The 25,964-nt window shown below is 63.7% G+C and carries 26 protein-coding genes and 1 riboswitch; of the genes, 14 read left to right on the top strand and 12 right to left on the bottom strand.

All coding sequences use genetic code 11. The features are described from left to right. Nucleotides 1-34: 34 nt before the first annotated feature. Nucleotides 35-823: an alpha/beta fold hydrolase gene (locus tag VVR12_RS10185; protein ID WP_368551142.1), complete on the bottom strand. Its 789-nt coding sequence runs from the start codon at nt 821-823 to the stop codon at nt 35-37. 185 nt (nt 824-1,008) lie between these two features. Here VVR12_RS10185 and VVR12_RS10180 point away from each other — a divergent pair, with 185 nt between their 5' ends. Further along, on the top strand, nt 1,009-2,967 hold the full coding sequence (locus VVR12_RS10180; protein ID WP_368551140.1) for an NHL domain-containing thioredoxin family protein: 1,959 nt from the start codon (nt 1,009-1,011) through the stop codon (nt 2,965-2,967). Between the two features lie 3 nt (nt 2,968-2,970). Here the strand turns inward: VVR12_RS10180 and VVR12_RS10175 are convergent, their stop codons facing one another. Next, entirely contained in the window at nt 2,971-3,999 is a 1,029-nt protein-coding gene (locus tag VVR12_RS10175; RefSeq protein WP_368551139.1) for a hypothetical protein, read from the bottom strand. Between the two features lie 73 nt (nt 4,000-4,072). Here VVR12_RS10175 and VVR12_RS10170 point away from each other — a divergent pair, with 73 nt between their 5' ends. Continuing rightward, on the top strand, nt 4,073-4,768 hold the full coding sequence (locus VVR12_RS10170; RefSeq protein ID WP_368551138.1) for a hypothetical protein: 696 nt from the start codon (nt 4,073-4,075) through the stop codon (nt 4,766-4,768). A 75-nt stretch (nt 4,769-4,843) separates the two neighbouring features. Here VVR12_RS10170 and VVR12_RS10165 read toward each other — a convergent pair whose 3' ends face one another. Next, nucleotides 4,844-5,470, bottom strand: coding sequence for a class I SAM-dependent methyltransferase (locus tag VVR12_RS10165; RefSeq protein ID WP_368551136.1), 627 nt, complete (start codon nt 5,468-5,470; stop codon nt 4,844-4,846). Nucleotides 5,471-5,482: 12 nt separating this feature from the next. Beyond that, nucleotides 5,483-6,523 carry a MauE/DoxX family redox-associated membrane protein gene (locus VVR12_RS10160; protein WP_368551135.1) on the bottom strand — a complete coding sequence of 347 codons (1,041 nt, stop codon included), beginning with the start codon at nt 6,521-6,523 and terminating at the stop codon, nt 5,483-5,485. Nucleotides 6,524-6,612: 89 nt separating this feature from the next. On the opposite strand from VVR12_RS10160, the gene dcd reads away from it, so the two are divergent. Further along, nucleotides 6,613-7,200, top strand: coding sequence for a dCTP deaminase (dcd, locus tag VVR12_RS10155; protein ID WP_368551134.1), 588 nt, complete (start codon nt 6,613-6,615; stop codon nt 7,198-7,200). 31 nt (nt 7,201-7,231) lie between these two features. Further along, a complete protein-coding gene (locus VVR12_RS10150) occupies nt 7,232-8,398 on the top strand; it encodes a hypothetical protein (RefSeq protein WP_368551132.1) in 1,167 nt (388 codons plus the stop codon). On the opposite strand, the gene VVR12_RS10145 is transcribed toward VVR12_RS10150, so the two are convergent. Then, nucleotides 8,395-9,840, bottom strand: coding sequence for an MFS transporter (locus tag VVR12_RS10145; RefSeq protein WP_368551131.1), 1,446 nt, complete (start codon nt 9,838-9,840; stop codon nt 8,395-8,397). The genes VVR12_RS10150 and VVR12_RS10145 overlap by 4 nt on opposite strands. 120 nt (nt 9,841-9,960) lie before the next feature. Next, nucleotides 9,961-10,224 (bottom strand): DUF4235 domain-containing protein, encoded by a 264-nt coding sequence (locus VVR12_RS10140; RefSeq protein ID WP_368551129.1) that lies wholly within the window; start codon nt 10,222-10,224, stop codon nt 9,961-9,963. A 150-nt stretch (nt 10,225-10,374) separates the two neighbouring features. Beyond that, nucleotides 10,375-10,475, top strand: a riboswitch (TPP riboswitch). A 51-nt stretch (nt 10,476-10,526) separates the two neighbouring features. Here VVR12_RS10140 and VVR12_RS10135 point away from each other — a divergent pair. The 3 genes from VVR12_RS10135 to VVR12_RS10125 are packed head-to-tail and all read left to right on the top strand — an operon-like array spanning nt 10,527 to nt 13,624. Then, the gene (locus VVR12_RS10135) at nt 10,527-12,173 is read left to right on the top strand and encodes an ABC transporter ATP-binding protein (protein WP_368551127.1); all 1,647 of its coding nucleotides are present in this window, start codon (nt 10,527-10,529) and stop codon (nt 12,171-12,173) included. Further along, nucleotides 12,170-12,970: an energy-coupling factor transporter transmembrane protein EcfT gene (locus VVR12_RS10130; protein WP_368551126.1), complete on the top strand. Its 801-nt coding sequence runs from the start codon at nt 12,170-12,172 to the stop codon at nt 12,968-12,970. Before VVR12_RS10135 ends, VVR12_RS10130 begins: the two co-directional genes overlap by 4 nt. A gap of 36 nt (nt 12,971-13,006) precedes the next feature. Beyond that, the gene (locus tag VVR12_RS10125; protein WP_368551125.1) at nt 13,007-13,624 is read left to right on the top strand and encodes an ECF transporter S component; all 618 of its coding nucleotides are present in this window, start codon (nt 13,007-13,009) and stop codon (nt 13,622-13,624) included. Here the strand turns inward: VVR12_RS10125 and VVR12_RS10120 are convergent. The 3 genes from VVR12_RS10120 to VVR12_RS10110 are packed head-to-tail and all read right to left on the bottom strand — an operon-like array spanning nt 13,621 to nt 16,399. Next, nucleotides 13,621-14,499 carry an aminotransferase class IV gene (locus tag VVR12_RS10120; RefSeq protein ID WP_368551124.1) on the bottom strand — a complete coding sequence of 293 codons (879 nt, stop codon included), beginning with the start codon at nt 14,497-14,499 and terminating at the stop codon, nt 13,621-13,623. The genes VVR12_RS10125 and VVR12_RS10120 overlap by 4 nt on opposite strands. Before the next feature lie 20 nt (nt 14,500-14,519). Continuing rightward, nucleotides 14,520-15,791 carry a multidrug effflux MFS transporter gene (locus VVR12_RS10115; protein WP_368551123.1) on the bottom strand — a complete coding sequence of 424 codons (1,272 nt, stop codon included), beginning with the start codon at nt 15,789-15,791 and terminating at the stop codon, nt 14,520-14,522. Further along, nucleotides 15,788-16,399 (bottom strand): hypothetical protein, encoded by a 612-nt coding sequence (locus VVR12_RS10110; RefSeq protein WP_368551122.1) that lies wholly within the window; start codon nt 16,397-16,399, stop codon nt 15,788-15,790. The genes VVR12_RS10115 and VVR12_RS10110 overlap by 4 nt, the downstream gene beginning before the upstream one ends. 136 nt (nt 16,400-16,535) lie before the next feature. Here VVR12_RS10110 and VVR12_RS10105 point away from each other — a divergent pair, with 136 nt between their 5' ends. Further along, nucleotides 16,536-17,399, top strand: coding sequence for a hypothetical protein (locus tag VVR12_RS10105; RefSeq protein WP_368551121.1), 864 nt, complete (start codon nt 16,536-16,538; stop codon nt 17,397-17,399). Here VVR12_RS10105 and VVR12_RS10100 read toward each other — a convergent pair whose 3' ends face one another. Further along, nucleotides 17,400-17,882 (bottom strand): low molecular weight protein-tyrosine-phosphatase, encoded by a 483-nt coding sequence (locus VVR12_RS10100; RefSeq protein ID WP_368551120.1) that lies wholly within the window; start codon nt 17,880-17,882, stop codon nt 17,400-17,402. 594 nt (nt 17,883-18,476) lie between these two features. Here VVR12_RS10100 and dnaK point away from each other — a divergent pair. The 6 genes from dnaK (at nt 18,477) to VVR12_RS10070 (ending at nt 24,299) form a co-directional block, all read left to right on the top strand. Then, a complete protein-coding gene (dnaK, locus tag VVR12_RS10095) occupies nt 18,477-20,318 on the top strand; it encodes a molecular chaperone DnaK (protein ID WP_368551119.1) in 1,842 nt (613 codons plus the stop codon). 2 nt (nt 20,319-20,320) lie between these two features. Next, nucleotides 20,321-20,929, top strand: a complete 609-nt coding sequence (locus VVR12_RS10090) for a nucleotide exchange factor GrpE (protein WP_368551117.1) — start codon at nt 20,321-20,323, stop codon at nt 20,927-20,929. A gap of 252 nt (nt 20,930-21,181) precedes the next feature. Then, nucleotides 21,182-22,156: a DnaJ C-terminal domain-containing protein gene (locus VVR12_RS10085; RefSeq protein WP_368551116.1), complete on the top strand. Its 975-nt coding sequence runs from the start codon at nt 21,182-21,184 to the stop codon at nt 22,154-22,156. A 3-nt stretch (nt 22,157-22,159) separates the two neighbouring features. Then, complete coding sequence (locus tag VVR12_RS10080; protein ID WP_368551114.1) at nt 22,160-22,588, top strand: heat shock protein transcriptional repressor HspR; 429 nt, start codon at nt 22,160-22,162, stop codon at nt 22,586-22,588. Nucleotides 22,589-22,621: 33 nt separating this feature from the next. Further along, nucleotides 22,622-23,677 (top strand): LLM class flavin-dependent oxidoreductase, encoded by a 1,056-nt coding sequence (locus VVR12_RS10075; RefSeq protein ID WP_368551112.1) that lies wholly within the window; start codon nt 22,622-22,624, stop codon nt 23,675-23,677. Between the two features lie 346 nt (nt 23,678-24,023). Continuing rightward, nucleotides 24,024-24,299: a hypothetical protein gene (locus tag VVR12_RS10070; protein ID WP_368551111.1), complete on the top strand. Its 276-nt coding sequence runs from the start codon at nt 24,024-24,026 to the stop codon at nt 24,297-24,299. 142 nt (nt 24,300-24,441) lie between these two features. Here VVR12_RS10070 and trmB read toward each other — a convergent pair whose 3' ends face one another. Then, the gene (trmB, locus tag VVR12_RS10065; RefSeq protein ID WP_368551160.1) at nt 24,442-25,218 is read right to left on the bottom strand and encodes a tRNA (guanosine(46)-N7)-methyltransferase TrmB; all 777 of its coding nucleotides are present in this window, start codon (nt 25,216-25,218) and stop codon (nt 24,442-24,444) included. Between the two features lie 219 nt (nt 25,219-25,437). Then, on the bottom strand, nt 25,438-25,845 hold the full coding sequence (locus tag VVR12_RS10060; protein WP_368551110.1) for a hypothetical protein: 408 nt from the start codon (nt 25,843-25,845) through the stop codon (nt 25,438-25,440). Nucleotides 25,846-25,964 lie beyond the last annotated feature (119 nt).

Genomic DNA, 25,964 nt, shown 5'->3' with positions numbered 1-25,964 from the left:
CGCTTTTTGAGGGGGGCCCCACCCCCGCGCCTACTTAGAGGTCGTGGTGCTGACGCAGCGCCCCCAGCCAATCCTGCAGGTGGGTCGAGATCAGCTCCGGCTTCTCCAGGTGCAGGTTGTGCCCTACACCGTCGAGCACCACGAAGCTGCCGCGCGTGTAATGGTCGATCCAGGCCAGCGTGTCTTTGAAGCCCAACACGTGATCCTGACGGCCCATCAGGTGCAGGGAGGGCAGGTCGTAGGGCTGCTCCGCCTCGGCCTCGGGGTGGTGGTCCAGGGAATAGCTTTCCGAGATCGCCTTCATGACCTTCTTATCGGCCTCTTGACCGGCGGGGAAGACACGCTCCATGTATCCGTGCAGGGCCTGCGGGGTGTGGATGACCGCGAGGTCTTCGAAGTCCTCGGCGTGTTCACCGGCTTCCTCAAGCACCTTCTCATCCCGCAGGATCACGCGCTTTTCCGGCACCCGGCGGGCCGATTCATCCGGCTCGAAAACCCCGGCGATGGTCGCCAGGCCGAGCACCTGATCGCCGAAGGAGTGGGCGATGCTGCGGGCCAGCATTCCGCCGAAGGAATTGCCCACTACCGCGAACGGGGTGTTTCCGAGCAGGTCTTTCAGCTCCTCGCTGAGCTTCTCGAGCACCGCCTGCGCCGAAGCCAGCGACTCGTCGTGGCCGGGCTCGGTCCAGGGGAGGTCCACGTAGATGCGGCGCCACCCGGTGAAGTCCACCGTGTCTTCCAGCGCCAGCATGATGCGGCTATCGACGGCGAACCCGTGAATCATAACGAGCGGGGTGCCCTCGCCCATATCGTGAGTGATCATGATGAAACCTTTCGAAACAAGGAGTAGTTGTGACTTATCGTAGGCCAGTTCGTGACGGAATGTGACGTGGTTACACCCTGTGCGAACCCGTCTTTTTGGGCGTCCGCCCGCTGGGTTACTGTTATACGCAGATACCTGTGTGAAGCCCGTGAGACTGGGGCAGCCCTTTCAGACGAGGAGTGAAGATGACCAACTCTATCCGCACCACCCGTGTTCGCGCGTCCGAACTGATCGGCCGCGGCTGGTTGAACACCGGCGGGAAGGACCTCGACCTCGAGGCGCTGCGCGGCAAAATCGTGATCCTGGATTTCTGGACGCTGTGCTGCATCAACTGCCTGCACGTGCTGGATGAACTGCGCCCGTTGGAGGAAGAATTCTCCGACGTGCTCGTGACCGTGGGTGTGCACTCCCCGAAGTTCGAACACGAAGCCGACCCGGAGGCGCTCGCGGCGGCGATCGACCGTTACGACGTGGCGCACCCGATTCTCGATGACCCCAACCTAGAGACCTGGCAGGCCTACACTGCGCGCGCCTGGCCGACCCTGGTGGTCATCGACCCCGAGGGGTACATCGTGGCGCACCTTTCGGGTGAGGGCCACGTGCAGGGGCTGATCTCCCTGGTGCGCGAGTTGGCCGAGGAACACGAGGCGAAGGGCACCCTGCATCGCGGCGATGGCCCCTACGTGCCGCGGCCGCAGACCGAGGGCGTGTTCGCTTTCCCCGGCAAAGCCATCGAACTGCCCGAGCATTTCGCCGAACCGGCCCGCACCACCTACCTGGTCACCGATACCGCCCGCCACCGCCTGGTGCAGGTCGAGGACGACCTGCAGACCCCCGTCGCGGTCTTTGGCGGCGCGGGCGCCAACGGCTCGGCGGGTAAGGGATTTGCCGACGGCACCGGTGAGGTCGCCCGCTTCAACGAACCCCAGGGCCTGGCGCTGGTTCCGGCGGAACTGCGTGAGCAGCTGGGTTATGACGTGGTGGTCGCCGACTCGGTCAACCACCGCCTGCGCGGGCTGAACCTGACCACCGGTGAGGTACGCACCCTGGCCGGCAACGGCGTGCAACGCCTCATCGATGGCGAAAACGCCCGCTCGAACGACCCGAACTTCATCGCCGAGGGCGCAGACCCGCTGACGGTGGCGCTCTCTTCGCCCTGGGACGTGGTCTACTCGCAGACCGCCCGCGCGTTTATCGTGGCCATGGCCGGCACCCACCAGATCTTCAGCTTCGAACCGGTCTCGGGGCAGCTGGCCGTGTTCGCCGGCACCGGCGCCGAGGGGTTGAAGGACGGCGCGGCTGACGAGGCCTGGTTCGCCCAGAGTTCGGGCATCACCGAGGCCACCGACGGTAGCCTCTGGGTGGCCGACTCCGAAACCTCCGCGCTGCGTAAGATCAGCTTCGACGAGGACGACTCGACCCAGGTGAGCGTGGAATCCGCTGTGGGCGTGGGCCTGTTCGACTTCGGTTTCGTCGATGGCACCGCCGAGACCGCCCGCATGCAGCACTGCCTGGGCGTGGCTCAGCTGCCCGACGGCTCCATCGCGGTGGCAGACACCTACAATGGCGCGATTCGCCGCTTCGACCCGTCCACCGGCGAACTGGGCACCTTGGCCCGCGGGCTGAAAGAACCCTCGGACGTGCTGGTGGAGCACACCGACGACGGCGCCCGCCTAATCGTGGTCGAGGCCAACGCACACCAGCTCGTGCGTGTGGCGATCCCCGAGAAGATGCAACGGGTCGACGAGGGCGCTTCGCAGACCGCCCGCCCGGCCACCAAGCTCACCGGGGGCACCGTGGAACTTATCTCGCGGTTCAGCGCGCCGACGGGCCAGAAACTGGACTACCGGTGGGGCGACCCGACCCAGCTGAAGGTCTCCTCAACTCCCGAGGAGTTCATTGTGGAAGGCGCTGGAACCAGCCAGGGCCTGACCCGCACCATCACGCTCAACCCCGGGATCACCGAGGCGGTTCTGCACATCACCGCCCGCGCCGCCGCCTGCGACGGCGAACCCGGTGGCGAGATTCCCGATCACGCGGCTTGCCACCTGTACCAGCAGGACTGGGGTATTCCCGTCGTGGTCACCGGTGACGACGCCGACGAGTCCGAGCTGACCCTGGACCTGCGCGGGCTCAACGACTAACCCCTACTGCTGCGGGGTCACCTTCACCTGCTCGTTGTCCGTGGAGACCGATGCACGGTAGGTGAAGGGGACCTCCTCGGTGAGCTGGCGGGTCTGCCCGGTGAGCAGATCCAGCTCGGTGAAGGAGATCTTGGCCTTGCCGCGCGACTCCGGCAGCAACCAGTTGCCCTCAGGGCCTACCGTGGGCTTGGGCTTGGGGTATTCGGTAATGGCCCACGAGACGTCGCCCTGCACGCGACCGGTGAACGGGTACTCGAAGGGGCACCCGGCCGGGTAGAGCGTGTCTTGGGTAGCACAAGAATCCAGGTGTGAGGCGATCTGGTAGGTGATCGCATTCTGCGCTGAAGAGCTGGGTTCCAGCTGCAACGAGAGTTTCTGATCGCGCTGATCGGCGGCGGTGACGGCCACCTGCTGTTCGGGCGCCTCGTAGAGCGAGGACACGTAGGTGGACTTATAGACACCGGGATAGAAGGTCACGAACTGACCCGTACCGTGGGTGAGACCCACCTTCACGTTGTTGACCGTGGCGGTCGTGGCGGTGGGGGAGGAGACCTGCACGGTCGGCAACGATCCGCGGTCGATATGCCAGCGGTCGAACACGCCCCAGTGGGAACCCACCCGGTGCAGGTGGAATTCGGTGCTCTGCCGCTGACCGGCCAGCTCGTAGTCTGCCGTGACGCTGGCGTGCTCGCCGTCCTCGCTGATGGATGTGGTGCGCACGTCGAGGTCTTTCAGGTCTGCCACCGAGTTCTTCAGGGCCTGACCGTCCATGAGTGCGGCGTCCGGGGCGGGCTTCTTGGCCTCGCCCTGACCGGCGGGGGCTACGCCCTGCGGGACCTGCGCATCGAGGATGCCTAAGGCGCGGGATCCATCACCCTCGCGCAGGGCCTGAAAGTATTGTCTGACTTGCCCCGCCGGATCGTAGACTGTGCGGTTGATCAGGGCCAACGCACCCAGCGCAAGCAACAGCGCACACAGCATGCCGGCGAACCAGCCAGCCAGAACACGGTCGACGGGGGAAGAAAAACGCATGATTCTAATCTAGCCCACAGCTCACACTCTCGCCGTCCCGGGGTTGGAACCGGTTCCCGATAAGATAGGCACCATGGCTGAATACGCACACCAGGTACCCGAGAAATACGGTCATCCTGCCGGGGTCTACCACCCGCGCATCCACTCCTACCACCGCCGACTCATGGCGGCGCTCATGCCTTCTCTCGTGGTCATCGGCATTATCTTCATGCTGACCCGTCACCGCTACGCGCTGCCCTATACCCTGGGGATGGTCGTGGCCATGCTCCTGGCCCTTTTTGCCATCTACTCGGTGCTCAAGCCCACGATCGCGGTGCGCACTGACACCCACCTGCTCCACAGCCGCGTCTTCGGCTGGCGCGCCGTGAAGCTGACCAACATCGCGCAGACGGTCTTCGTAGAGCGCTTGGCCTCGAAGAAGTCGATGCAGGTCAAGGACGGCGGGGCCAACTCCCTGCGCTTCAAGGGTATTCCCGCGCTGTGGGGCGTGAACGCCAAGGGCAAGAAGGTGATTCGCTTCGACGGGCGCATCTGGGACCACAAGACCCTGCGCCAGATCGCTGCCGAGTCGTCCCCGCAGACCGTGGTGTACGACCGCATCAACGTGGTGCAGATGAATAAGCAGCACCCGGGGTTGGTGAGCTTCAATGAGCTTCACCCGGGGTGGCGTTCGGCGACCATCACGATCCTCTCAGCCTTGGCGCTGATAGCCATCGCCGTCTTTTCGCTCATCCCCGAAGAGACCCTGCGTCAGTGGCACCTGCTGTAACCGCACAGTCTTAAATCAAGACGCCCCGCACGCATACCGTGCGGGGCGTTTTGTGTTGGGTGCTGGTAGATGAGTCTAGGATGCCCGGGTCAGGAAGGCCACGAGGAAGGTCGAGTCCTGCGTGAACGGGTGCATCTCCCAGGTAGCGAAGCGTTGCTGAACCTGCAGTCCCGCCGCGGCAGCGTCGGCGAAAAACTCCTCGAAATCGTAGCCGCGGCCGGCGCCGAAGCCGATCACGGCGCGTCCGGTGTCGGTCAAAACGGCGGCGAAGTTCTCGAGCACGGCCGCGCGGGTGGAGGGCGCGAGAAAGGTCATCACGTTGCCGGCGCAGACAATCGTCTCGAAACCTTCGTCCCCGAGCGTTGCGTCCGCAGCGTACCCCAGCGCTTCGCGCAGGTCGGTGAGGTCTGCGGTGACCCACTGCGCGTCGGGGCACACGCGGGTGGCCTCGGCGATGAGCTGCGGGTCGATGTCGATGCCGGTGACCCGGTGGCCGCGTTCGTGCAGGTAGGCGCCGATGCGTCCGGGGCCGCACCCGGCGTCCAAGATCTTGGCCTCGCGGGGGCTGAGAGCGTCGATCAGTCGCGCCTCACCCCAGATGTCGTTGCCCTGCTCGGCCATCGTCTTGAACCGCTGAATGTACCACTGAGAGTGGCCGGGGTTGCGTTCGGTCTGCACCTGCCAGAGCGACTTCTCGCGCATGTTTCTCCTTCGTTAGGCGTCGAACTCGGCGAGGAGTTCTTCCATAAAACGAATGATATCCCCGCTACCGATCACCGGGCCGCCAGCCATCAGACCGTCGGAGCCCAACGCCACCGCAAGCGGGGTACCGTGACCGAACAGGGCCTCGGTGCGGTAGTCTTCGTCCACCAACACCTCGATGTCGTCGCCTACACCCAGCCGCTCGACCCAGTCAACCGTGGAGACCACGGGGTTGAGCTTGAGCATCGGCAGGCGTTTCTGCCAGTCGGAGATGTGGTCGAGTACGTGCATGCAGGGAGTGCAGCCGGGGGTGACCCAGAACAGCACGCGGGCCTGCAAGATAGCCAGCTCCCGCAGGTTGGTGGTGGTGTTCAGTGCCGGGTTGCTCAGGGCGCCGTAGGGAATGGGCAGGCGCACGTAGTCGGCCTGCTCCTCGGCCTCGTCCTGGGCGCGCACGAAATCTTCGGAGATGCCCTGGGCCGGTGCGGCGCCCGCCGCCGCGGAGGAGCCACCGGGCGCACTAGCCGGGGCGGTGAGTTCCGAGCGGTACATGGACCACAGCGCGAGCGCGAGCAGGGCGGCTCCGCCCAGCCACAGGCCGTCGCGCAGGATGACACGCGTCAGCATGCCGACCACCGAGTGCCCCGTGATGATGGCCGCGCCCAGGGCCCCGAGGGACGCCCCCAGTAGCGCGGTGTTGCGGGCTAAGGTGTACCCGGAGATGGGCGCGGTGGACGCGCCGCCGAAGCAGTTGCAGCTGGCGGTGTTGCCGGCCACCACGGCGCGCAGGATGACCAGCCAGTAGATGAGGAACAGTGCCACGACTGCGGCTGCCCCGATGACTCCGAGCAGGCCGGGGGCGAAGAGTAGCCACAGCGCCAAGAGGATCTCTACCCAGGGCAACGCCGCGGCGGCCAGTTTCATGGGCACCCAGCGGTCGAGGTCGAGGTTCACGATGGCTGTGGCGGTGCTGGCGGGTTCTTTCGCCTTCGCCGCGCCGGAGACAGCCAGGGTAATGATCACGATAAGGGAACAGAGTACGAGGGGGGACACAAAAACCTCAGATATGGCGACAACGGTTTGTACTCCTTACAATACCGGCTCGCCCCAAGCGGCCCGCAAAATTAGGATATTTTTAAGACGTGCTTATTTCAGACCGAGACATACGCCAGGAACTTGCCAGTGACCGCATCAGGTTAGAGCCGTTCGACGAGTCGATGATCCAGCCGGCCTCCATCGACGTGCGGCTCGATCGGTTCTTTCGGCTGTTCGACAATCACAAGTATGCGCACATCGATCCCAGCCAGGACCAGTCGGAGTTGACTCGCCTGGTGGAGGTGGCACCCGACGAACCGTTCGTGCTACACCCCGGTGAGTTCGTGCTCGGCGCGACCTATGAGAAGGTCACGTTGCCGGCCGATATCGCAGCCCGGCTCGAGGGCAAGTCGTCGTTGGGTCGCCTGGGGTTGCTCACCCACTCCACCGCGGGGTTCATCGACCCCGGTTTTTCGGGCCATGTAACCCTGGAACTGTCGAATATGGCCACCTTGCCGATTTTGCTCTGGCCCGGTTCTAAGGTCGGTCAGTTGTGCTTCTTCAGACTGACCTCTGAGGCGGAGCACCCCTATGGTACCGGCCCCTACGGCAACCGGTATCAGGGTCAGCGCGGCCCGACCGCCTCCCGCAGCTTCCAGAACTTTCACAAGACCGTCATCCCCCTGACGGACTAACCCCCTCACCCCGCACCCCCAGGAGACCCCCATGCTACGTGGCCTTGACCTCGCACCGGCCGGCGTGCCCGTGCACCTGCGCTTCGACGAGTCTGTGCCCGAGCGGTTCATCGACCAGGTGCGGCAGGCGTGGGCTTCAATGCGCCCGCAGGATACACCTGCCAGCGACAGCCTGGACGTGCCCGCCAGCGTCCTCGTGACGGCCGAAGATACCGCCAAGGCGCGGGCGCGCTGGGGAGATGCGGAACTGGTGGTCGTGGACGCCTCGCAGCCACCCGCCGCGCACGAGCGGTTGACCGTGGAGGTCACCCTCAAGGTGTTGATGGCGCTCGCCGGGCAACAGAGCCTCTTTCACGCGGCGGCGCTGGGGCATCCCAGCTCGCAGGAGGCGATGATTCTGGTGGGCCCCTCGGGTCGGGGCAAGACCACGGCGGCCCGTTTTCTGGGGCGCCACTTCAGTTACCTCTCGGACGAAACGGCGATCGTCGAGCAGAGCGGGCGTATTCGCCCCTACCCGAAGCCGCTGTCGATCATCGAAGAACGCGGCACCCCGAAGGCACAGCACGACCCTGCGGACCTCGGGCTGAACGCGGTGGCGCCCGATGACTTCGGGTACACCCTGCGCCACGTGGTGTTGCTGGACCGGCGATCGGAGGGGGAACCCGCCCAACCGCAGCTGGAGCGGGTGGGCATCGTGGACGCCCTCATCGAGCTGGTGCCGCAGACCTCCGGGTTGGCCCGCACCGAGGCAGGCATGGAGAAACTGATCGCACTGGTGGATTCCTGCGGCGGGGCCTTCCGTCTGAGCTATACCGAGATCGCCGATACGTTGCCGCTGATGCGTGCGCTGTTGGCGGGGGAGCTTGCCCCGCCCGCCGAGCGTAGCGCGGTGCAGTGTTTTCCCGAGACGCCCGCCGGCGACGTTTCATCCTCGACGCGGCAGGGCCCAGATGGGCAGGCGTGGGTGGGGAGGATGCCCGGAACCTCCGGGTACCTGGCCGAGGACCGCATGTTGTTATTGCACGACAGCAAGCTCGTGGAGGTCTCGCCTTTTGCCGCCGATTGCTGGCTCACCCTGGAAACCCCTCGGCCGCTGGCGCAGCTGAAGGCCGAGCTTGAGGCCAGTTATGGCGAGATTCCCGATGACGCCTTTGCCAACGTGATCGAGCAACTACGCATGCATCAGGTGCTCGCCTAACCGGCGACCGTCTGTTCCTGTAGCGCGCGGTTCGGGGCGGCGGGCGCGGGGCTCAACGGCAGGGTCAACACCAGACCCAGTGCGATCACCGCCATGATGCCCACGATGCCCCAGATCTGTGCGCCCAGCAGGCTCACGAACAGCGTGAAGAGGGTCGGGGCCAAGAAGGACGTCGCGCGTCCAGTGGTGGAGTACAGGCCGAAGATCTCGCCCTCTTGACCCGCGGGTGTCAACTGCGCCAGGTAGGTGCGCGAGGCCGACTGCGCCGGGCCCACGAAGGCGCACAGCGCCAGGCCGCATATCCAGAACGCGACCGGCGAGCGGAAGACCAACAGCGGGGCCGCGGCCAGCAGAATGCCGATGAGGCTGGCGATGATCACGCGCTTGGGCCCCAGGGCGTCGTCGAGCTTACCGCCCAGCAGCGCGCCGAGACCGGCGACGATGTTGCCCACGATCGCGAAGATGATCACGTCGGTGGTGGCAAAGCCGAAGGTGCCCGCGGCCAAGACGCCGCCGAAGGTGAAGATGCCGGCGAGGCCGTCGCGGAAGACCGCCGAGGCCACCAGGAAGTACAGGGTCTGCGGAGAGGTGCGGTACAGACGTTTCAGGGTGCCCCAGAGTCGCCGGTACGAGGCGGCCAACGACTCCCGCTTGCCGCCGGCGTCCTGCAAAGGGTGCGAATGCAGGCGGGCGGCGTCCCGACGACGCATCGCGATGAGCAACGGAGTGGAGAGCACCGCGCACCAGGCCGCGGCGAAGAGCGCCACCGAGCGGACGTTGTAGGCCCCCTCTGCGGGAATGCCCAACATGCCGGTGTCTGAGCCGAGGCCGATGAACGCCACCAGCACGATTCCTAAGGCGATGATCCCGCCGAAGTACCCGCACGCCCAGCCGAAACCCGAGATGCGACCCACCGAGGCCGGAGTGGAGAGCTCGGGCAGCAGCGCGTTGTAGTTGACCACCGCGAATTCGTTGACCACGTTAGCCGCGCAAATCAGGCCCATACCCAGCAGGAGGAAGCTCGGGTCGGGGGCCACGAAGAAACAGGCGGCCATGAGTGCGGCGGTGGCGTAGGTGTTGATCCCCAGCCACAGGGTGCGCCTGCCGCCGACATCCGCGCGTTGCCCGGTCACCGGCGCCAGCGCCGCGATGAGGACGCCGGCGATCGTCAACCCCGCCGAGAGCGTGGCGGAGGCGTGGTCGGTGTCGCCGAAACTCTTCGAGGTGAGGTACACCGTGAACACGAAGGTGGTCATGATGGCGTTGAAGGCCGCCGATCCCATGTCCCATAGCGCCCAGGCCGTGATCGTCGAGCGTTTCGCCGGGTGCGGGGTGGAGCCGGAGTCACGGGCAGAGCTTGGTTCTCGGCTCGTGGCGGAGACGCGGTGAGCCTCCGGGGTGGGGCGGCCGTGCGGGCGGGAAGAGGAGCGCGGTGAACTCATAGGTTTAAGCCTAACGGTCTCCGGGCGCTCGCGGCCGTGCGGCACCCGATGTGGCGGGCGGGCACGAAAAAGCTCCCGCCCCGTGAGGGAGCGGGAGCTTGATCGGTGCGGGGAGAAGAATTAGATCTCCTTCTGACCGCCGCGAGCCTTGTTCTTCGCCTGAGCCTTTGCTGCGGCACGAGCCACGAAGACCTTGATCAGGGTGCCGGTCATACCGGAGATAGCAGCCCAGATCAGGATGTCGCGCCAGCGCTCATCGTCTTCGGGGTTGTTCTGCGGGGGCTCGTTGCCGGTGACCTTGCGCCAGGTAGCGGTCAAAATCTTGTTAGCCAGAGCCACGCCGCCCAGCGATGCTGCGGAGCTGACGATCTGAATCGGGTTCATATGAAAACGTCCTTTGGTTCGGTTTTTGAAAGGATACGAGTCTCAGAATATCCCCAACCGCTCTCTCAATCCATCCACACGCCGCACCGGCATGACACCGCCGGGTCTCACGGCGTAGACTAAACACCACACGTTTTGAATTTGATACGTGAGAAACGACAGGGGAGCACCGCCCGGTGCTGAGAGTGCGTACGCAGACCCTCGAACCTGATCCGGTTAGTACCGGTGGAGGAAGTCGAGTTCTCCAAGTCCACGGTTGTCCGTGGCCCCCTTCCATGCTCACTGGAAGGCAGATCAGTTTCATGGCCTCAAGCCACCAGTCATCGCGCACCGTCGGCGCTCGCATCGACGCCGCGGACTTCGGCTGGCACCATCCCACCCGCGAACACCCCTCTGTGCACGATCTGAACTTCACCATCGCTCCCGGCGAGAAAGTGCTGTTGCTGGGCGGCTCGGGTGCGGGTAAGTCGACGGTGTTACACGCTATGGGCGGATTGATGCACGACGAAGACGGCCAGTCTCAGCTGGGTCAAATGAGCCTCAACGGTCAGCCCTCGCACGAGACGCGCGGCGTGTCGGGCCTGATGCAGCAAGATCCCGAATCATCGGTGGTGCTGGCCCGGGTCGGTGATGACGTCGCGTTCGGCCCCGAAAACCTGGCGGTGCCCCGCGACGAGATCTGGACGCGCGTGGTGGCGTCCCTGCGCGCGGTCGGCTTGGATGACCTGGCGCTGAATCACCCCACCCACGCGCTTTCCGGCGGGCAGAAACAGCGGCTCGGGCTGGCCGGGATCCTGGCCATGCACCCCGGCGCGCTGCTGCTCGACGAACCCACCGCCAACCTTGACCCCGCCGGCGTGACCGAGGTGCGCGACGCCGTCTTGGCCGCGCAGGCCGCCACCGGGGCCACCCTGGTGGTCATCGAACACCGCGTGGGCGTGTGGGCCGAGCACATGGACCGGGTGATCGTGCTGGGACCTGAAGGCATCACCCACGACGGTTCCCCCGAAACCGTGTTGGAACAGGCCCGCGAAGAACTCATCGCCGCCGGTGTGTGGCTGCCCGGGTACGTCCCGCAGGTTCCCGAACGCGCCGAGAACCCCGGCGAGGTGCTGTTGACCGCCCGCAACCTGGGCATCACCCGGCAGAACCCCACCCGCGCACAGCTCAAACAACGCGCCCGGTCGTTGGCCGCCGGGGACGAACCGCGGTTACCGCTACCTACCGTGACCAGCGGCATCGACGTGGACGTCCGCGCCGGCGAACACCTGGCCATCCTGGGGGACAACGGTGCGGGGAAGTCGACGCTGGCGCTCACCCTGGCGGGTCTGCTGGCACCGACCGAAGGCACCCTGGAGGCCACCGACACCCTGCGCACTGACCAGCAGGGTGAGTACGCGCCCCGCCTCGGGGCCGACATCTTCTCCTGGAAACCCGCCGACCTAGCCTCCCGAGTGGGGCTGGTCTTTCAGGAACCAGAACAGCAGTTCCTCAAGGCGACCGTGCGGGAAGAACTGGAGTTTGGCCCCCGCCACCTGACCAAGTTGCGCCGTGAACCGCTCGACGAGGCGGAACTGGCGAGGCGCACCGAAGAACTCATGAGCCGCCTGCGGCTGGGGCACCTGGCCGAGGCGAACCCGTTCACGCTCTCCGGCGGGGAGAAGCGCCGCCTCTCGGTGGCCACCGCGTTGGCCACCTCCCCGCGGGTGTTGATCCTCGACGAACCCACCTTCGGGCAAGACGCCAATACCTGGCGCGAGTTGGTGATACTCATCGGACAGCTGCTCGGTGAGGGCATCGCGGTGGTCTCAGTGACGCACGACCTCGACTTCGTCGGGGCCCTCGGCGGACGCCGCCTGACCCTGCATCGCGAGAAGGCGGGTTCGCTCGCCGCGGCGGGGTCGGCGTCCCCCGCGCACGCCGCGCACGAGACAGGAGGGCAGCGATGAGCGTCAACCTCTTCGAAACCACCGCTGAGCGCACCGGCCCGCTGGGTCGGCTCAACGCCGGAGTGAAACTGCTGGGCACGCTGCTGCTCACCCTGGGCCTGCTATTGGTCAAAGACTGGGTGGCCGCCGGAATGATCCTCGTCTTGGAACTGGTAGCCATCGCTGCCTGCCGCATCAACCCGCTGCGTCTGCTCGGCACCTTTTGGCCCGTGCTACTGGGAGCGTTGCTCTCGGGGTGGTCCACCGCGTTGCTGGCCGAGAAGACCAGCACCGAGCTAATTCACGCCGGCCCGATCTGGGTCAGTACCGGCTCACTAGCGGTCGGTGGCGCGCTCATGCTCCGCGGGCTGGGCCTGGCCCTACCGGGGCTCCTGCTGATCGCCACGACCGACCCCACCGACATCGCCGACTCCCTGGCGCAAACCGCCAAGCTCCCCGCCCGCTTCGTGCTGGCCGCGCTGGCCTCGCTACGGTTAGTGGAAATCCTGCTGGCCGAATGGCGAGCGCTCGGCCAGGCTCGCCGCGCCCGCGGTCTCGGCGCCCAGCACAACCCGTTGGCGCGCGTGCATACGGCGCTGGGGCAGAGCTTCGCCCTGCTGGTTCAGGCCATCCGGCGCGGCACCCGGCTGGCGACCACCATGGAAGCCCGCGGGTTCGGCACCGCAGAACGTACCTGGGCGCGCGTGCCCACCTACGCTCGCGCCGACGCCTGGTTTCTCTGCGGTTGCCTGGCGATCGTAGCTCTGGGGTACCTGCTGGCCTGGGTAGCCGGCTCATTGACCTTCATCTGGCAATAACACCAATCGTTGTTCAACCACATTCAAGGAGAAAACATGAACACCACCGCAAGTACGCCCCGCACCGGGCGTACCTCACGCTCCTGGACCACCCGCGACATCGTGATCGCCTCGATCGTCGCCGTGGTCTCCGGCCTGATTTTCTGGCTCTGGTCCACGGCCATCTACCCGCTGCTCACCGCGGCCCTGGCCGTGGCCCCCGAGTACGCGCCCCTGGCCGGCGGCGGCTGGCTCATCGCCGGCGTGCTGGGTGGCCTCATCGTGCGCAAACCCGGCGCCGCCCTGTACTGCGAGGTCTTGGCGGCCATCATCGAAGGCCTGCTGGGCACCCACTTCGGCTGGACCGTGATTATCTCCGGCCTGGCCCAGGGCCTCGGCGCCGAGCTGATCTTCGCGATCTTCCTCTATCGCCGCTTCAACTTCATGGTCGCACTGCTGGCCGGCGCGGCCTCGGGCGTGATGATGGGCCTGAACGAAATCATTATGTACTACGCCGCCGAGCTGACCCCCGGCAAGATGGTGGTCTACACCGTCTGCGCCGCGATCTCGGGCCTGATCATTGCCGGCCTGCTGTCGTGGCTGGCGATGCGCGCGCTCGCGGGCACCGGCGCGCTACCGAACCTGCGCATCGATGACCGCCGCGTGACCCGCTAGGAGCGGGCGAGGTAACCGAGCAGTTCTTCGGTGAGGGCGGCGTCCACGGTCAACGGGTTGCCGTTGAGGTGGGTCACCGGTGCCAACAAGCGCACCGAGGACGCCAGCCACACCCCGTCGGATTCGTAGAGATCCTGCGGGTACAGCGGGCCGAAACCCAGCTCCCAGCCGTTGGCACGGGCGGCGTTGAAGATCGCGCCCTGGGTGGTTCCGGGCAGGATGCCGTGGTTGGGTTCGGGGGTCAAGAGGACTTTCGAGTCGCCTTCACGGCGTGCGACGATCACCGAGCTGGTGGCGCCCTCGAGAATACGGCGGTCGTCGGTCACGAAGATCGCCTCGTCGGCGCCCTGTTTCTTTACGTAGCGCAATACCGCCATGTTCAGCGCGTATGAGAAGGTTTTCGCTCCGGTGAGCAACCAGGGGTAGGCGCCGTCTTCGGCGGGGTCGTGCCCGCGCGGTAGAGTCAGCGCTTTCACGCCCTCGGCGCGCTGGCGCAGGGTCTTCTCGGGGGCTGCGGTGATGGTCACCCAGCTGTGGGGGCCGCGTTCCACGGTGCCGCGCGAGATCATAATCTTCACCACGTGCTCTTCGCCGACCACGGTCTGCGGGCCGGTCTCGGTGGAGGAGAGGCCGAGCTCGATGGCCGCCCGGAGCGCCTCGTGGTCGGGGGCAGGCAGATCCATCATGCGTGCCGAGTTGCTCAACCGATTCAGGTGAGCCTCGAGCTTGCGCACGGTGCGGTTGGCGGCGAGCATCGTTTCGAAGACGCCGTCGCCTCGGGTCAGCCCCTGATCCTCGATGTTGATGAGCGGTTGGGCGGGGTCGACGAGCGCTCCGTGCGGATGATCTTCTGTGAGCATGACTACAGTATTCATGCTCTTATCCTAGGCCAGTCTCACTCGCCTAAGGTAGGGAGCTGGCCGGTCTTGGGGCCGCCGTTGCTGTGGTACTCGGCCCCCTCCGGCGTCCAATCCCCGTACTTCACGGGGGTGGTGACCAAGCTGAGAAACGCCAACGCCGCGAAACCGAGCATGCACAGCGCCATCGGCAGGGTGGCGGTGGCCCCGCCGGAACCGACCAGGGGCGCGGCCACGCCGGCCACAAGAAACTGCACGGTGCCCATCATGGCGGAGGCAGAACCGGCCGTATGCCGGGCCTCCATGATCGCCAGGGAGCTGGCGGTGCCGAAGATCAGACCCATCGAACAGGTGCCGATGAAGAGCATGATCATGGTGGGAACCAGCGAGATGCCCATCATGAAGTGGGCGGTGAGGCAGGCGGCGTTGAGGACCATCAGGCTCGTGCCCACCATGAGGATCTTGCGCATCGAGACCTTACCCACCAGCTTGGTGGCCACCATGTTGGACCCGACGATGCCCACCGAGTTCAACCCGAACACCCAGGTGAACTGCAGCGGGGTCAGCCCCAGCACGTTCTGCAACACGTAGGTGGAGCCGGAGACATAGGAGAACAGGGAGCCGAAAGCGAAGGCCAGGGTGAACATGAAACCGCGGTAGCGCGGCATAGTCATGACCTCCACGACGCCCTTATAGGTGGAGAGCACGCTGCCGGTGCGGCGTTTTTCCACTGGCAGGGACTCGCGGATCACCGCGTAGACCGCAAGCATCGAGACGAACATAATGCCGGCCAACACCGCGAAGACGGTGCGCCAGGTGCCCACGGTCAACACGAACCCACCCAGCAACGGGGCCAGCACGGGGCCCAGGCCGTTAATCATCATGAGAATCCCCATGATCTTGGCGGTCTGCAGGCCGCTGGTGGAGTCGGCGATAATGGCGCGCGCCAGAACTACGCCGGTGGCCCCGGCCAGACCCATCACAAAGCGGGCCGCGATGAACAGTTCGACCGAGGGCGCGAAGACGCAGGCCAGAGCCGTAAGAACCGAGACCACCACCGAGATGTACAGCGGGCGGGTGCGTCCAATGCGGTCGGAGAGCGGGCCGATGAGAAACTGTCCCAGGCCCATGCCAATCATGAAGGCGGTGAGCGTCAGCTGCGCCATGGCTGCGGTGGTGTTGAGGTCGTTGGCGATGTGCGGGATAGCCGCCAGGTACATGTCGATGGCCAGGGGCCCAACCATGGTCAGTGAGGCCAAGGTGACCATGGATACCTTGGTGATGGTAAAGGCGCGCGGGGGTTTTCTCACGGGGTTCCTGTCTCGTCTGCTGGGGTAAAGATAAAGTCGGCGGTTTCATAGCGCGGGTTGTGGTTCATGAGCGCCTCTTCTTGAGCGGCCCAGATATCCCAATACGGGGCGTAGGTCTCGCCGTCGCGAGCCAGTGCGGCGGACTTGCGGGCGGCGTTCGGCCGGTGCACCCAACAGCGCAGGTCGACCTCAGCTGCGAAGGCACCTACGCCCTCGCCGACCACTACGGACGCTGGTGGCTGGGGCCGGTGCGTGACGCGGACGACACGCCCGGGCAGGGGCGTGGATTTCTCCCAGTCCCAGGAAGTCCAGGTGGCTTCACCGCGCTCACGCAGTTCGGTGGCTATACGTGCCCACTCATTCGCGGCTTGGGTTAGGCCGTGCCAGCCCTGGTAGAGATCTTCGAGCTGAAAGAGCGTGGCGTCGTAACCGGACTCGGAGAGTTGTTTGACCAGGTCAGCGGCCAGTGTGGATTTTCCGGCTCCGGAACGTCCGTCGAGTGCGACCACCACCGGTGCGGTGCGGGTCTCGGCCACTTGTTGTACCTGGCTCACCAGTGGATGCAATGAGGCCGGGCCGTGATAGGCGAGGCGGTGGGCTGCGAACATGGCGATACTTTCTTCCGGAAGGCGGGGGTAGGGCTGGGCTGTCGGTTTTTGTGTGGACGTCCCCTTGTCGTAGGCTGAATGTAACCTGTGTGACCCACAGAACTCGTTTCGCACACGATAAGAAAAGGTTAGAACAATGAGCCAGAACATTCCCGGCGCAGATCCTTCAGGCAACAACCTACCCGAGAATCAGAATATTCCCGACGGTCAGCAGAACCAGACCTACGGCATCCCGGGGCAGAACCACCAGGGCGGGCAACACGTCAACGCCGCCCAGCCCGGCCAAGACCAAACCTACGGTGTGCCGGGTCAGAACCAGACCGGTCAGAATCAACCCTACGGTGTGCCGGGTCAGAACCAGACCGCCCAGAACCAGCCCTACGGCGTGCCCGGAGATGCCAACCAGGGCAACTACGGTCACCAGAACCAGACCTATGGCCAGCCGAACCCCAGCTACGCCGAACAACCTAAGAAGTCGCGCATGGGCCTGTGGATCGGCCTGGCCGTTCTCGGTCTTTTGCTCATTATTGGTCTCATCGCGTTGCTGACCATGCTGCTGGGCGGCAAAGATAAGTTCGATTCCTACGACGATTTCACCTCCACGATGAAAGAGGCGAGTGCGGCCGGTGGCCTGGATAAGTGCCACAACTACTCCGACACCCTGCTCAATTCCTTCGCCTCAGAGGAGGAGTTCCGCGAGGAGATCGCCAAGAGCAATAGCAAGATCCCCGCTGATTCGAAGATCTACATCTGCTCGGATGTCGATCTGACCAGCTTCGAAGAAATCTCTCAGGTCACCGGCGAGCCGAAGATGAACCTGGGTATCTACACCGGTGACGACGCCGATACTTTCGATCAGCTCTCCAAGAGCGACGAGAAGGCCGATGAGACCTTCAAATGGGGTCTGGCTGGCAAGAACTGGGCCACCATCGGTTCCGAGCCTGACGTAAAGAAGGTCAAGGACATCATGGGTGGCGAGGAGATCGAGTTTAAGAAGTAACTACTGCGCGCTCTTCACGTGGTCGATGACGCCGGGAACGGCGTCCTTGATCATCTCGTAGGTCGTGTAGAAATCCTCTTGTGAGCCGTACCAGGGGTCATAGATCCCCAAGGAGTCGTGATCTTGATCGGCGACGGTCGGGTCGAATTCGCGCAACAGGCGAACTTTGGCTCGGTCGTCGTCGTTGTCTGCCATGCGCATCAGGGCCCGGTAGTGGTTGAGATCCAGCGCCAGGATGAGGTCGTTGGCGGCGAAGTGATCGCGGGTGAATTGCTGTGCGCGGTGCGCCGAGGTGTTGATGTTTAGCTCAGTGAGCACCTTGGCGGCGCGGCGGTCGATCGGGTTGCCGTGTTCTTCGTCGGAAATGCCGGAGGAGGTCACCTCGACGTCCAGGCCGGCGTCTGCGGCGGCCTTCTTTAGGAGGTATTCGGCGGTGGGGGAGCGGCAGATGTTGCCGGTGCATACCGTCATGATTTTGTACATGGGTTCTCCTATCGGGCAGGCGGCTCGGGGCTACTGCTCAGTTTTCGTTGAGCTTCTGGCCTTGTATGAGTTTTTCCTGAAAGAATTTGACATAAAATCGCCGATTGAGGCCGAAAACTGTGTATATTCTAATACCGTACACACATACTGCTTTGTGCTTCGGCATCAATTCAGATTGCTTCGGCTTCTCGAAGAATGACTTAGAACCCCGCGACCGCCGCACCGGTCGCGGGGTTTTTTGCATGCTCGGTTGGTTCTGGTGGATTTTGGCGGGGCCTCTGGGGGCGCGATGGGCCACCGAAGGACGCCTGTTGCGGCCTCGTGCGCACAAGTTGAGTCGGGTTCGCTCAAGGTGAACCAAGAGTTTTCAGTGGCTTTTTCCACATCAAAAACCGCGGAATCTCGCGGTTTTATCTCCTTTACTCGACTTCCTTGAGCTGCTTTGCCGAATAAAAATTGAGCGAATATGACTCAACTCTGTTGACATCGCCGCCAGAACTGACAGAATGGAATCAACGCGAAAGCCCGCGGAGCACTCCACGGGCCGCCGCACAAGATTTAGACAAGAAACAGCTCACGAAGGAGTAATAACTCATGGCACGTGCAGTAGGTATCGACCTCGGTACTACCAACTCTGTTGTATCGGTGCTCGAAGGTGGTGAGCCCACCGTCATCGCCAACGCCGAAGGCGCCCGCACCACCCCCTCCGTCGTCGCATTCTCCAAGGACGGCGAAGTTCTGGTCGGCGACGTCGCCAAGCGCCAGGCAGTGACCAACGTTGACCGCACCATCTCCTCGGTCAAGCGCCACATGGGCACCAACTGGACCACTGAAATCGACGGCAAGAAGTACACCCCGCAGGAAATCTCCGCCCGCACCCTGATGAAGCTCAAGGGCGACGCAGAGTCCTTCCTCAACGACACCGTCACCGACGCCGTCATCACCGTTCCCGCATACTTCAATGACGCCGAGCGCCAGGCCACCAAGGAGGCCGGCGAAATCGCAGGCCTGAACGTACTGCGTATCGTCAACGAGCCCACCGCGGCCGCACTGGCATACGGCCTGGAAAAGGGCAAGGAAGACGAACTCATCCTGGTCTTCGACCTCGGTGGCGGTACCTTCGACGTCTCGTTGCTGGAAGTCGGCAAGGACGAAGACGGCTTCTCCACCATCCAGGTGCGCGCAACCGCCGGTGACAACCGCCTCGGTGGTGACGACTGGGACCAGCGCATCGTCGACTGGCTGCTGGAGCAGGTCAAGTCCAAGACCGGCGCTGACCTCTCCAAGGACAAGATCGCTCTGCAGCGTCTGCGCGAAGCAGCCGAGCAGGCCAAGAAGGAACTCTCCTCGGCAACCTCGACCAACATCTCGTTGCAGTACCTCTCGGTCACCGCAGAAGGCCCGATCCACCTGGACGAAAAGCTCACCCGCGCTAAGTTCCAGGACATGACCTCGGACCTGCTCGAGCGCACCAAGAAGCCCTTCAACGACGTCATCAAGGAAGCCGGCGTATCGATCTCCGAGATCGCCCACGTCATCCTGGTCGGTGGCTCCACCCGCATGCCCGCCGTCGCCGACGTCGTCAAGGACCTCACCGGTGGCAAGGAACCCAACAAGGGCGTCAACCCCGACGAGGTCGTGGCCATGGGCGCGGCAGTTCAGGCCGGCGTGCTCAAGGGCGACCGCAAGGACGTTCTGCTCATCGACGTCACCCCGCTGTCGCTGGGTATCGAGACCAAGGGTGGCGTGATGACCAAGCTCATCGACCGCAACACCGCGATCCCGACCAAGCGCTCGGAAACCTTCACCACCGCCGAAGACAACCAGCCCTCGGTATCGATTCAGGTCTTCCAGGGTGAGCGCGAATTCACCCGCGACAACAAGAACCTGGGTACCTTCGAGCTGACCGGTATCGCCCCGGCACCCCGCGGCGTACCCCAGATCGAGGTGACCTTCGACATCGACGCCAACGGCATCGTCCACGTCTCCGCAAAGGACAAGGGCACCGGCACCGAGCAGTCGATGACCATCACCGGTGGCACCTCGCTGTCGAAGGACGACATCGACCGCATGGTCAAGGACGCCGAGGCTCACGCCGAGCAGGACAAGGCACGCCGCGAAGCTGCCGAGACCCGCAACCAGGCTGAAACCTCCGCCTACTCCATCGACAAGCTCATCAAGGAGAACGGTGACAAGTTGCCCGAGGACGTCAAGAACGAGGTCCAGGCCGACGTCGACGCCGTGAAGGAAGCCCTGGAAGGCGACGACGACGAAGCCGTCAAGACCGCGTTCGAGAAGCTCCAGCAGTCCCAGACCAAGCTGGGCGAGGCGCTGTACGCATCGGCACAGGCCGAAGGTGCCAACGGTGCATCGGCAGCGGCTGACGACAACGTAGAAGACGCAGAAGTAATCGACGACGAAGACGAAAAGAAGTAATCATGGCTGAAAACACCAACGACCAGCAGGGCAACGACCCCCTGGAAGACGCATTCAACGCGCCCTCCGCAGACGGACACCCCGAGGCCGAAGGTGTATCTGAGGACGCCGCCGCAGACACCAACCCTGCGGCGGCACCCGAAGAAGCCGAGGCTTCACCCGCCGAAGCTGATGAACAGCAGGAAGACCCCAACGCCCAGCTCGCAGCTGAGCGTCTGGAAGATCTGCGCCGCCTGCAAGCGGAGTTCACCAACTTCAAAAACCGCTCCAACAAGGAGAAGGAACAGCTCCGCGAATACGTGGTAGCAGACCTGGTCACCGCGCTGTTGCCGGTCATCGACGACATCGATGCTGCACGCACCCACGGCGACCTCAAAGACGGCCCCTTCGCCGCCATCGCCAACAAGCTCGAAGCGACCCTGAACCGACACGGTCTGGAACGCTACGGCGAAGTCGGCGAAGCCTTCGACCCGAAGGTCCACGAGGCGGTACTGCAGCAGCCGACTTCCGAGGTGGAAGAAGACCACATCGCGTTGGTTCTGCGCAATGGCTACAAGGTCAAGGATCGCGTGGTTCGTACGGCGCAGGTGGCCGTAGCTGTGGCGGAATAGACGGTACATACAAGGGAGTGGACAGCGGCTGTGCCGCTTCCGCCGACATCCCTTAAACGCCAGCCCCGAGCCAGTCGGCTGAGCGGCACAGCCGCTGTCCAACGCTCGGGTGCAACGTCTAGGGCGGGTTCGAGAGATCGGGCCCGCCCACACTCATAAATATGGGGGATCTGGCGGTGTCACCCAACCGCCCAAAATACCCCGCAAAGACTTTCTAAAAGAGATGAAGAACGACCCCGAAGGAGGCGTCACATGGCGAGCGAAAACTGGCTGAATCAAGACTTTTATAAGGTGCTAGGCGTCTCCGAGAGCGCGTCAGACGCCGACATCAAAAAGGCCTACCGCAAACTGGCCCGCAAATACCACCCCGACCAGCACCCCGGCGACGAAACCGCCGAGAAGAAATTCAAAGAGGTCGCCGAAGCCTACGACGTGCTCTCCGACAAGAAACAGCGCGAAGAGTACGACCAGATCCGTAAGTACGGGGCCGCCGGATTCGCCGGCGCCCAGGGCTTCCCCGGCGGCGCAAGCGGCTTCCCGGGCGGCTTCGGCGGAGCGGGCTTCCCCGGCGGTGCCGGCGGATTCAGCGCGGGCGGCCAAAACATCAACATCGAAGACCTGCTCGGCGGCATGTTCGGTGGCGGCGGTTTCGGCGGCGGTGGTGGCTTCCAGCAGGCACCGCGCCGCGGCGCAGACGCCGAGGCCAGCGTCCGCATCTCGTTCAAAGACTCGTTCACCGGCACCAGCCGCACGCTCGGCCGGCACGACGGATCGGAGACCACCATCCGCATTCCGGCCGGTGTCAAAAGCGGGCAGAAGCTGAAGCTGCGCGGCAAGGGCCAGCCCGGCCCCGGCGGCGCGGGCGACCTGATCGTCCACGTCACCGTTGACACCCACCCGGTCTTCACCCGCGACGGGGACGACGTCGTGGTACGCATCCCTGTATCGCTGCAGGAGGCCGTGCAGGGAACCATCCTCGAGGTGCCCACCCCGGACGCCAAGACCGTCAAGATGCGGCTCAAGCCCGGATTCACCGCGGGCAACAAGCTGCGCGCCAAGGGCAAGGGCTTCACCACCAAGAAGGCAACGGGTAACCTGATCGTGATCCCCGAGGTGCAGGTACCTGCCGACCTCAGCGACGAGGCGCAACAGGCCTTCGAGGCCTTCATCGCCCTCGCCGGACAAGGGAAGGTGCGCGAAGAATTCAGCAGGAAGGCGGCGCAATAAACCATGGCACTTGGATCAGAACGACCGGTTTTCGTGATTTCGGTGGCCGCGGAATTGGCGGGAATGCACCCCCAGACCCTGCGCCAGTACGACCGTTTGGGTCTGGTTCAGCCCTCCCGCGCGCCCGGACGCGCCCGCCGCTACTCCCAGCGCGACGTCGAGAAACTACAGGAGATCCAGCAGCTGTCCCAGGACGGCGTCTCGCTGGAGGGAATCAAACGCATCATGGACCTGGAACATCAGGTCGAGGCTTTGCGTTTACGCAATGAGGAGCTTCAAGAGGAGCTGAACCTGGCCCACGCCAAACTGGCCGAAGGGTCCCGGGTTTTCGCCGCCGGCACCGCCGGCGACGTGGTGCACCTGGCGCGCGGCAAGCGTCCGGCGCAGCGCTCCCGCTCCCAGGCCGTGGTGTTGTACCGCGGCCAACGCTAAACGTACTATTGCCGAGCGAGAAAGCTGGACCACATGAAATCCGTCAACGAACAACAATTACAGATGGGCCTCGATACTTCCGGGGACGTCACCGTCAACCCCGACGGTTCGCCTGTGCCCCAGGCGCAGGTGATCCGCAACGTGTTGGCGCAGGGGCAGCTGGCCGATCGAGTCGGCGTGGACTTCTTCGGGGTGGGGGAGCACCACCGCCCCGATTTTGCGGTCTCCGCACCTGACGTGGTGTTGGCCGGGCTTGCCACCAGCACCGAGCGGATTCACCTGGGGTCGGCGGTGACCGTTCTCAGCTCCGACGACCCGATTCGAGTTTTTCAGCGATTCTCCACTATCAACGCCCTGAGCAATGGACGCGCCGAGGTCGTGCTCGGCCGCGGTTCCTTCACCGAGTCTTTCCCGCTGTTCGGGTACAAGTTGGAGGACTACGACCAGCTCTTCGCCGATAAGCTGGAGCTGTTCTCGCGGGTAGCCTCTGAGGAACCGTTCAACTGGAACCCCGGCGACCGTAACCCGTTACGCAACCAGCGCGTCTACCCCGAGACCGAGGGCGGTCTGGCGCGCTGGATCGCCGTGGGCGGTAGCCCGGAGTCGGTTGTTCGCGCCGCGCAATACAAGACCCCGCTGATGCTGGCGATTATTGGCGGCCCGGCCTCGCGCTTCAAGCCCTTCGTGGACCTCTACCACCGCGCGAACCGGGAGCTGGGCAACGGTGAACTGCCGGTGGCCGTGCACTCGCCCGGCCACATCGCCGAGACAGACGCCGAGGCCCAGGAGCAGATCGTGGAGCACTGGATCACGAACCGCAACAAGATCGGCCGGGAACGCGGCTGGGGTCAGGCTTCGAAGGAGCAGTTCGACCAGGAGATCAAGCACGGCTCCCTCTACGTCGGCTCCCCGGAGACCGTCGCCCAGAAGATTGCCAAAACCGTCAGCGCGCTGGGCGTGAACCGCTTTGACCTGAAGTACTCAAACGGCCCGTTGCCGCACGAGTACTCGATGCGCTCGATCGAGCTCTACGGCACCGAGGTAATCCTCCGCGTCCGTGAGATTCTGGGATTGAAGGACGATGCCTAAGCCCCCGGGTGCATAACCGGTAGTGGCTGTGCAGATGCAGTTATATGAATGTTCATATAACTGCATTTTTGTATGGGGGGGGGAGTATTATGGAAAGTGTTGTAATCCATAACACACACAGGGATATGCTCAACTCTCACTCTTAGTAACCTTCTTATTGTGGCACCCCTCGCCGAGATCGGAATCGCATATTCTGCCCGCCTTGTGCATTGACCTTCATCGCAGTAGTTAACTCTGGCGTGTAATGCAGCGAATTGCGTCGATGATGTCCCTAGCTCGCAGGGCGAGAGCATTATGGGGCTGAAGCCGTAGATAAAAATAAAATGAAACACAAAGGATGAAAATAATGTTCAACCCATTCAAATATGTAAATGTTCCCCTTTTTATTATTAGCTGGATCGGATATGGAATTGTGGGATTTCTGGTTCTGCCACGGTTTGAACCCGGAAGCACCGGTTTCGTGGTGGGTGTCGTCCTGGCTGTGGTTTTCTTCATCTCCTTCGCAATCCAGTGCATGAAGGGCTTTTTTGGAATAATGCGCGACGCCAAAAAGGGAGCCGAGCTCAGAGAGAAAGAGGGAAGGGAGAACTCGCGACACAAAGAGGGTTCTTCTGAGTTCTAAGCTTCTCATAGCTATCCCCTGAAAAACATCCTTCACAGGTTTGTACCCCGCAAAGCGCCACGTACATTCCTAGATAGGTACACTGCACTTTACGGGGTACAAAACCGTGGGGCCGGCCGAACAGTGGCCCACCTCAGCCCTATTAGCGGCGGCGGTACGTGAGGTCGTGCGCGCTGCGTCCTGCCTCGCCAGCCTTCCGCTCGAAGGAGGTCAACGTGCGACCCTCCCACCGCGGAGCCCAACCACCGGCAGGATCCTCCTCCGTTGCGCCCTCGCCGGCGTGCAGATTCTCAAAATCGGGGTGAGCGTCCAGCACATCGCGCATCACGATCGCGTACTCCTCCCAGTCGGTCGCAAGTCGCCAAATACCGCCGGGCTTCAACACGCGGGCCACCTTCGAAGCGAACTCGGGGCTCACCAGTCGGCGCTTATGGTGGCGGGTCTTATGCCAGGGGTCCGGGAAGAACACCCACAACTCATCGATGGAGTTCTCCTCCAACATGTTGTCCAACAGCTCCGGGGCGTTGGCCTGCGCCACGCGCACATTCTCCACGCCCTCGCTCGCCATCTTGCGCAGCAAATCAGCGATTCCCGGGGTATAGACCTCCACCGCCAAGAAGTTCGCCTCGGGAACCTCCGCGGCGCGGTGCACAATCGCCTCGCCCAGGCCCGAACCGATCTCCAGCACCTGGTACGCCTCGCGGCCAAACACCTCAAGCTGATCGAAATGCGCCTCCGGGGCCACCGAGGTATCCGTCATCTCACGCGGGATATCCAGAACATAATCCTGCGCGTACTTCTCCCAAGCCTTCAACCGGCGCCCGGTCAAACGATCACCACGACGCACAAAAGACAACGGCTTACGATAAAACTTCTCAGGGGTCTGCTGCTCCGCCGGGTCAATGCCCGCCGCGCGCAAACGCTCCTGCTCGGCCTGCTTGGCCCTCTGCTTATTGGTTTCCACGAATCTTCTCCTCCGATTCCAGCAACTACCGGCGCATGCGGAAACACGAAAGCACCGCCGGGGCGCGCCCGCAGGCGCAGGCGCAAACTCCCATCTTAGCCGAACACACAAAGACGCCGCCCGCACCGAAAAGGTGCAGGCGGCGTCCGCAGATAAGCTACGCGCTAGCTGAGCTTAGAGGCCCTTGCGCGAGAAGACCAGAGCCAGGCCGGCGCCAACCAGGAACACATCCTTGGCCAGAGCGGTGCCCTCCTGCGAGGGGCGGATGCCGTCTTCCTGAGTCATGTCATCGTTACCGAAGTACATGGTCAGCATGCCAGCACCGAAACCGGTCAGAGCCAGACCAGCGATGCGAGGGGAAACCAAGGGGCACAGCAGGGCCGCACCCAGAGCGGTCTCGGCGTAGGAGAGAGCCTTGCCGAAAGTCTTGGCGTCCAGCGCCTCAACCTGGGGAACACCGGTCTTTGCCATACCCTGCAGGTAGCTTGCGGTGCCTTCGTCCATGCCCAACTTGCCGATACCGGAGTTGAGGATGAAAGCGCCAGTGGTTGCGCGCAGTGCAGCGTTTGAAATCAGCGACATGTGAGTTCTTCCTTTGCTAAATCGGGATTCACTTTCACAGATGACTTTACAAGGAAAACATCTAGATGTGGAATAGGTGGCCTGATTAAATCTCTCCCGAACGCTAGAGAGCCCACAGA

The organism is Rothia sp. LK2588 (assembly GCF_040946465.1).
Lineage (GTDB): Bacteria > Actinomycetota > Actinomycetes > Actinomycetales > Micrococcaceae > Rothia.
This window is presented reverse-complemented; position numbering and strand designations above follow the sequence as displayed.

Coding starts and splice junctions, on each gene's coding strand:
- VVR12_RS10185 (WP_368551142.1), bottom strand. CDS start 823: ATGATCACTCACGATATGGGCGAGGGCACCCCGCTCGTTATGATTCAC.
- VVR12_RS10180 (WP_368551140.1), top strand. CDS start 1,009: ATGACCAACTCTATCCGCACCACCCGTGTTCGCGCGTCCGAACTGATC.
- VVR12_RS10175 (WP_368551139.1), bottom strand. CDS start 3,999: ATGCGTTTTTCTTCCCCCGTCGACCGTGTTCTGGCTGGCTGGTTCGCC.
- VVR12_RS10170 (WP_368551138.1), top strand. CDS start 4,073: ATGGCTGAATACGCACACCAGGTACCCGAGAAATACGGTCATCCTGCC.
- VVR12_RS10165 (WP_368551136.1), bottom strand. CDS start 5,470: ATGCGCGAGAAGTCGCTCTGGCAGGTGCAGACCGAACGCAACCCCGGC.
- VVR12_RS10150 (WP_368551132.1), top strand. CDS start 7,232: ATGCTACGTGGCCTTGACCTCGCACCGGCCGGCGTGCCCGTGCACCTG.
- VVR12_RS10145 (WP_368551131.1), bottom strand. CDS start 9,840: ATGAGTTCACCGCGCTCCTCTTCCCGCCCGCACGGCCGCCCCACCCCG.
- VVR12_RS10140 (WP_368551129.1), bottom strand. CDS start 10,224: ATGAACCCGATTCAGATCGTCAGCTCCGCAGCATCGCTGGGCGGCGTG.
- VVR12_RS10135 (WP_368551127.1), top strand. CDS start 10,527: ATGGCCTCAAGCCACCAGTCATCGCGCACCGTCGGCGCTCGCATCGAC.
- VVR12_RS10130 (WP_368551126.1), top strand. CDS start 12,170: ATGAGCGTCAACCTCTTCGAAACCACCGCTGAGCGCACCGGCCCGCTG.
- VVR12_RS10125 (WP_368551125.1), top strand. CDS start 13,007: ATGAACACCACCGCAAGTACGCCCCGCACCGGGCGTACCTCACGCTCC.
- VVR12_RS10120 (WP_368551124.1), bottom strand. CDS start 14,499: ATGAATACTGTAGTCATGCTCACAGAAGATCATCCGCACGGAGCGCTC.
- VVR12_RS10110 (WP_368551122.1), bottom strand. CDS start 16,399: ATGTTCGCAGCCCACCGCCTCGCCTATCACGGCCCGGCCTCATTGCAT.
- VVR12_RS10105 (WP_368551121.1), top strand. CDS start 16,536: ATGAGCCAGAACATTCCCGGCGCAGATCCTTCAGGCAACAACCTACCC.
- VVR12_RS10100 (WP_368551120.1), bottom strand. CDS start 17,882: ATGTACAAAATCATGACGGTATGCACCGGCAACATCTGCCGCTCCCCC.
- dnaK (WP_368551119.1), top strand. CDS start 18,477: ATGGCACGTGCAGTAGGTATCGACCTCGGTACTACCAACTCTGTTGTA.
- VVR12_RS10090 (WP_368551117.1), top strand. CDS start 20,321: ATGGCTGAAAACACCAACGACCAGCAGGGCAACGACCCCCTGGAAGAC.
- VVR12_RS10085 (WP_368551116.1), top strand. CDS start 21,182: ATGGCGAGCGAAAACTGGCTGAATCAAGACTTTTATAAGGTGCTAGGC.
- VVR12_RS10080 (WP_368551114.1), top strand. CDS start 22,160: ATGGCACTTGGATCAGAACGACCGGTTTTCGTGATTTCGGTGGCCGCG.
- VVR12_RS10075 (WP_368551112.1), top strand. CDS start 22,622: ATGAAATCCGTCAACGAACAACAATTACAGATGGGCCTCGATACTTCC.
- VVR12_RS10070 (WP_368551111.1), top strand. CDS start 24,024: ATGTTCAACCCATTCAAATATGTAAATGTTCCCCTTTTTATTATTAGC.
- VVR12_RS10060 (WP_368551110.1), bottom strand. CDS start 25,845: ATGTCGCTGATTTCAAACGCTGCACTGCGCGCAACCACTGGCGCTTTC.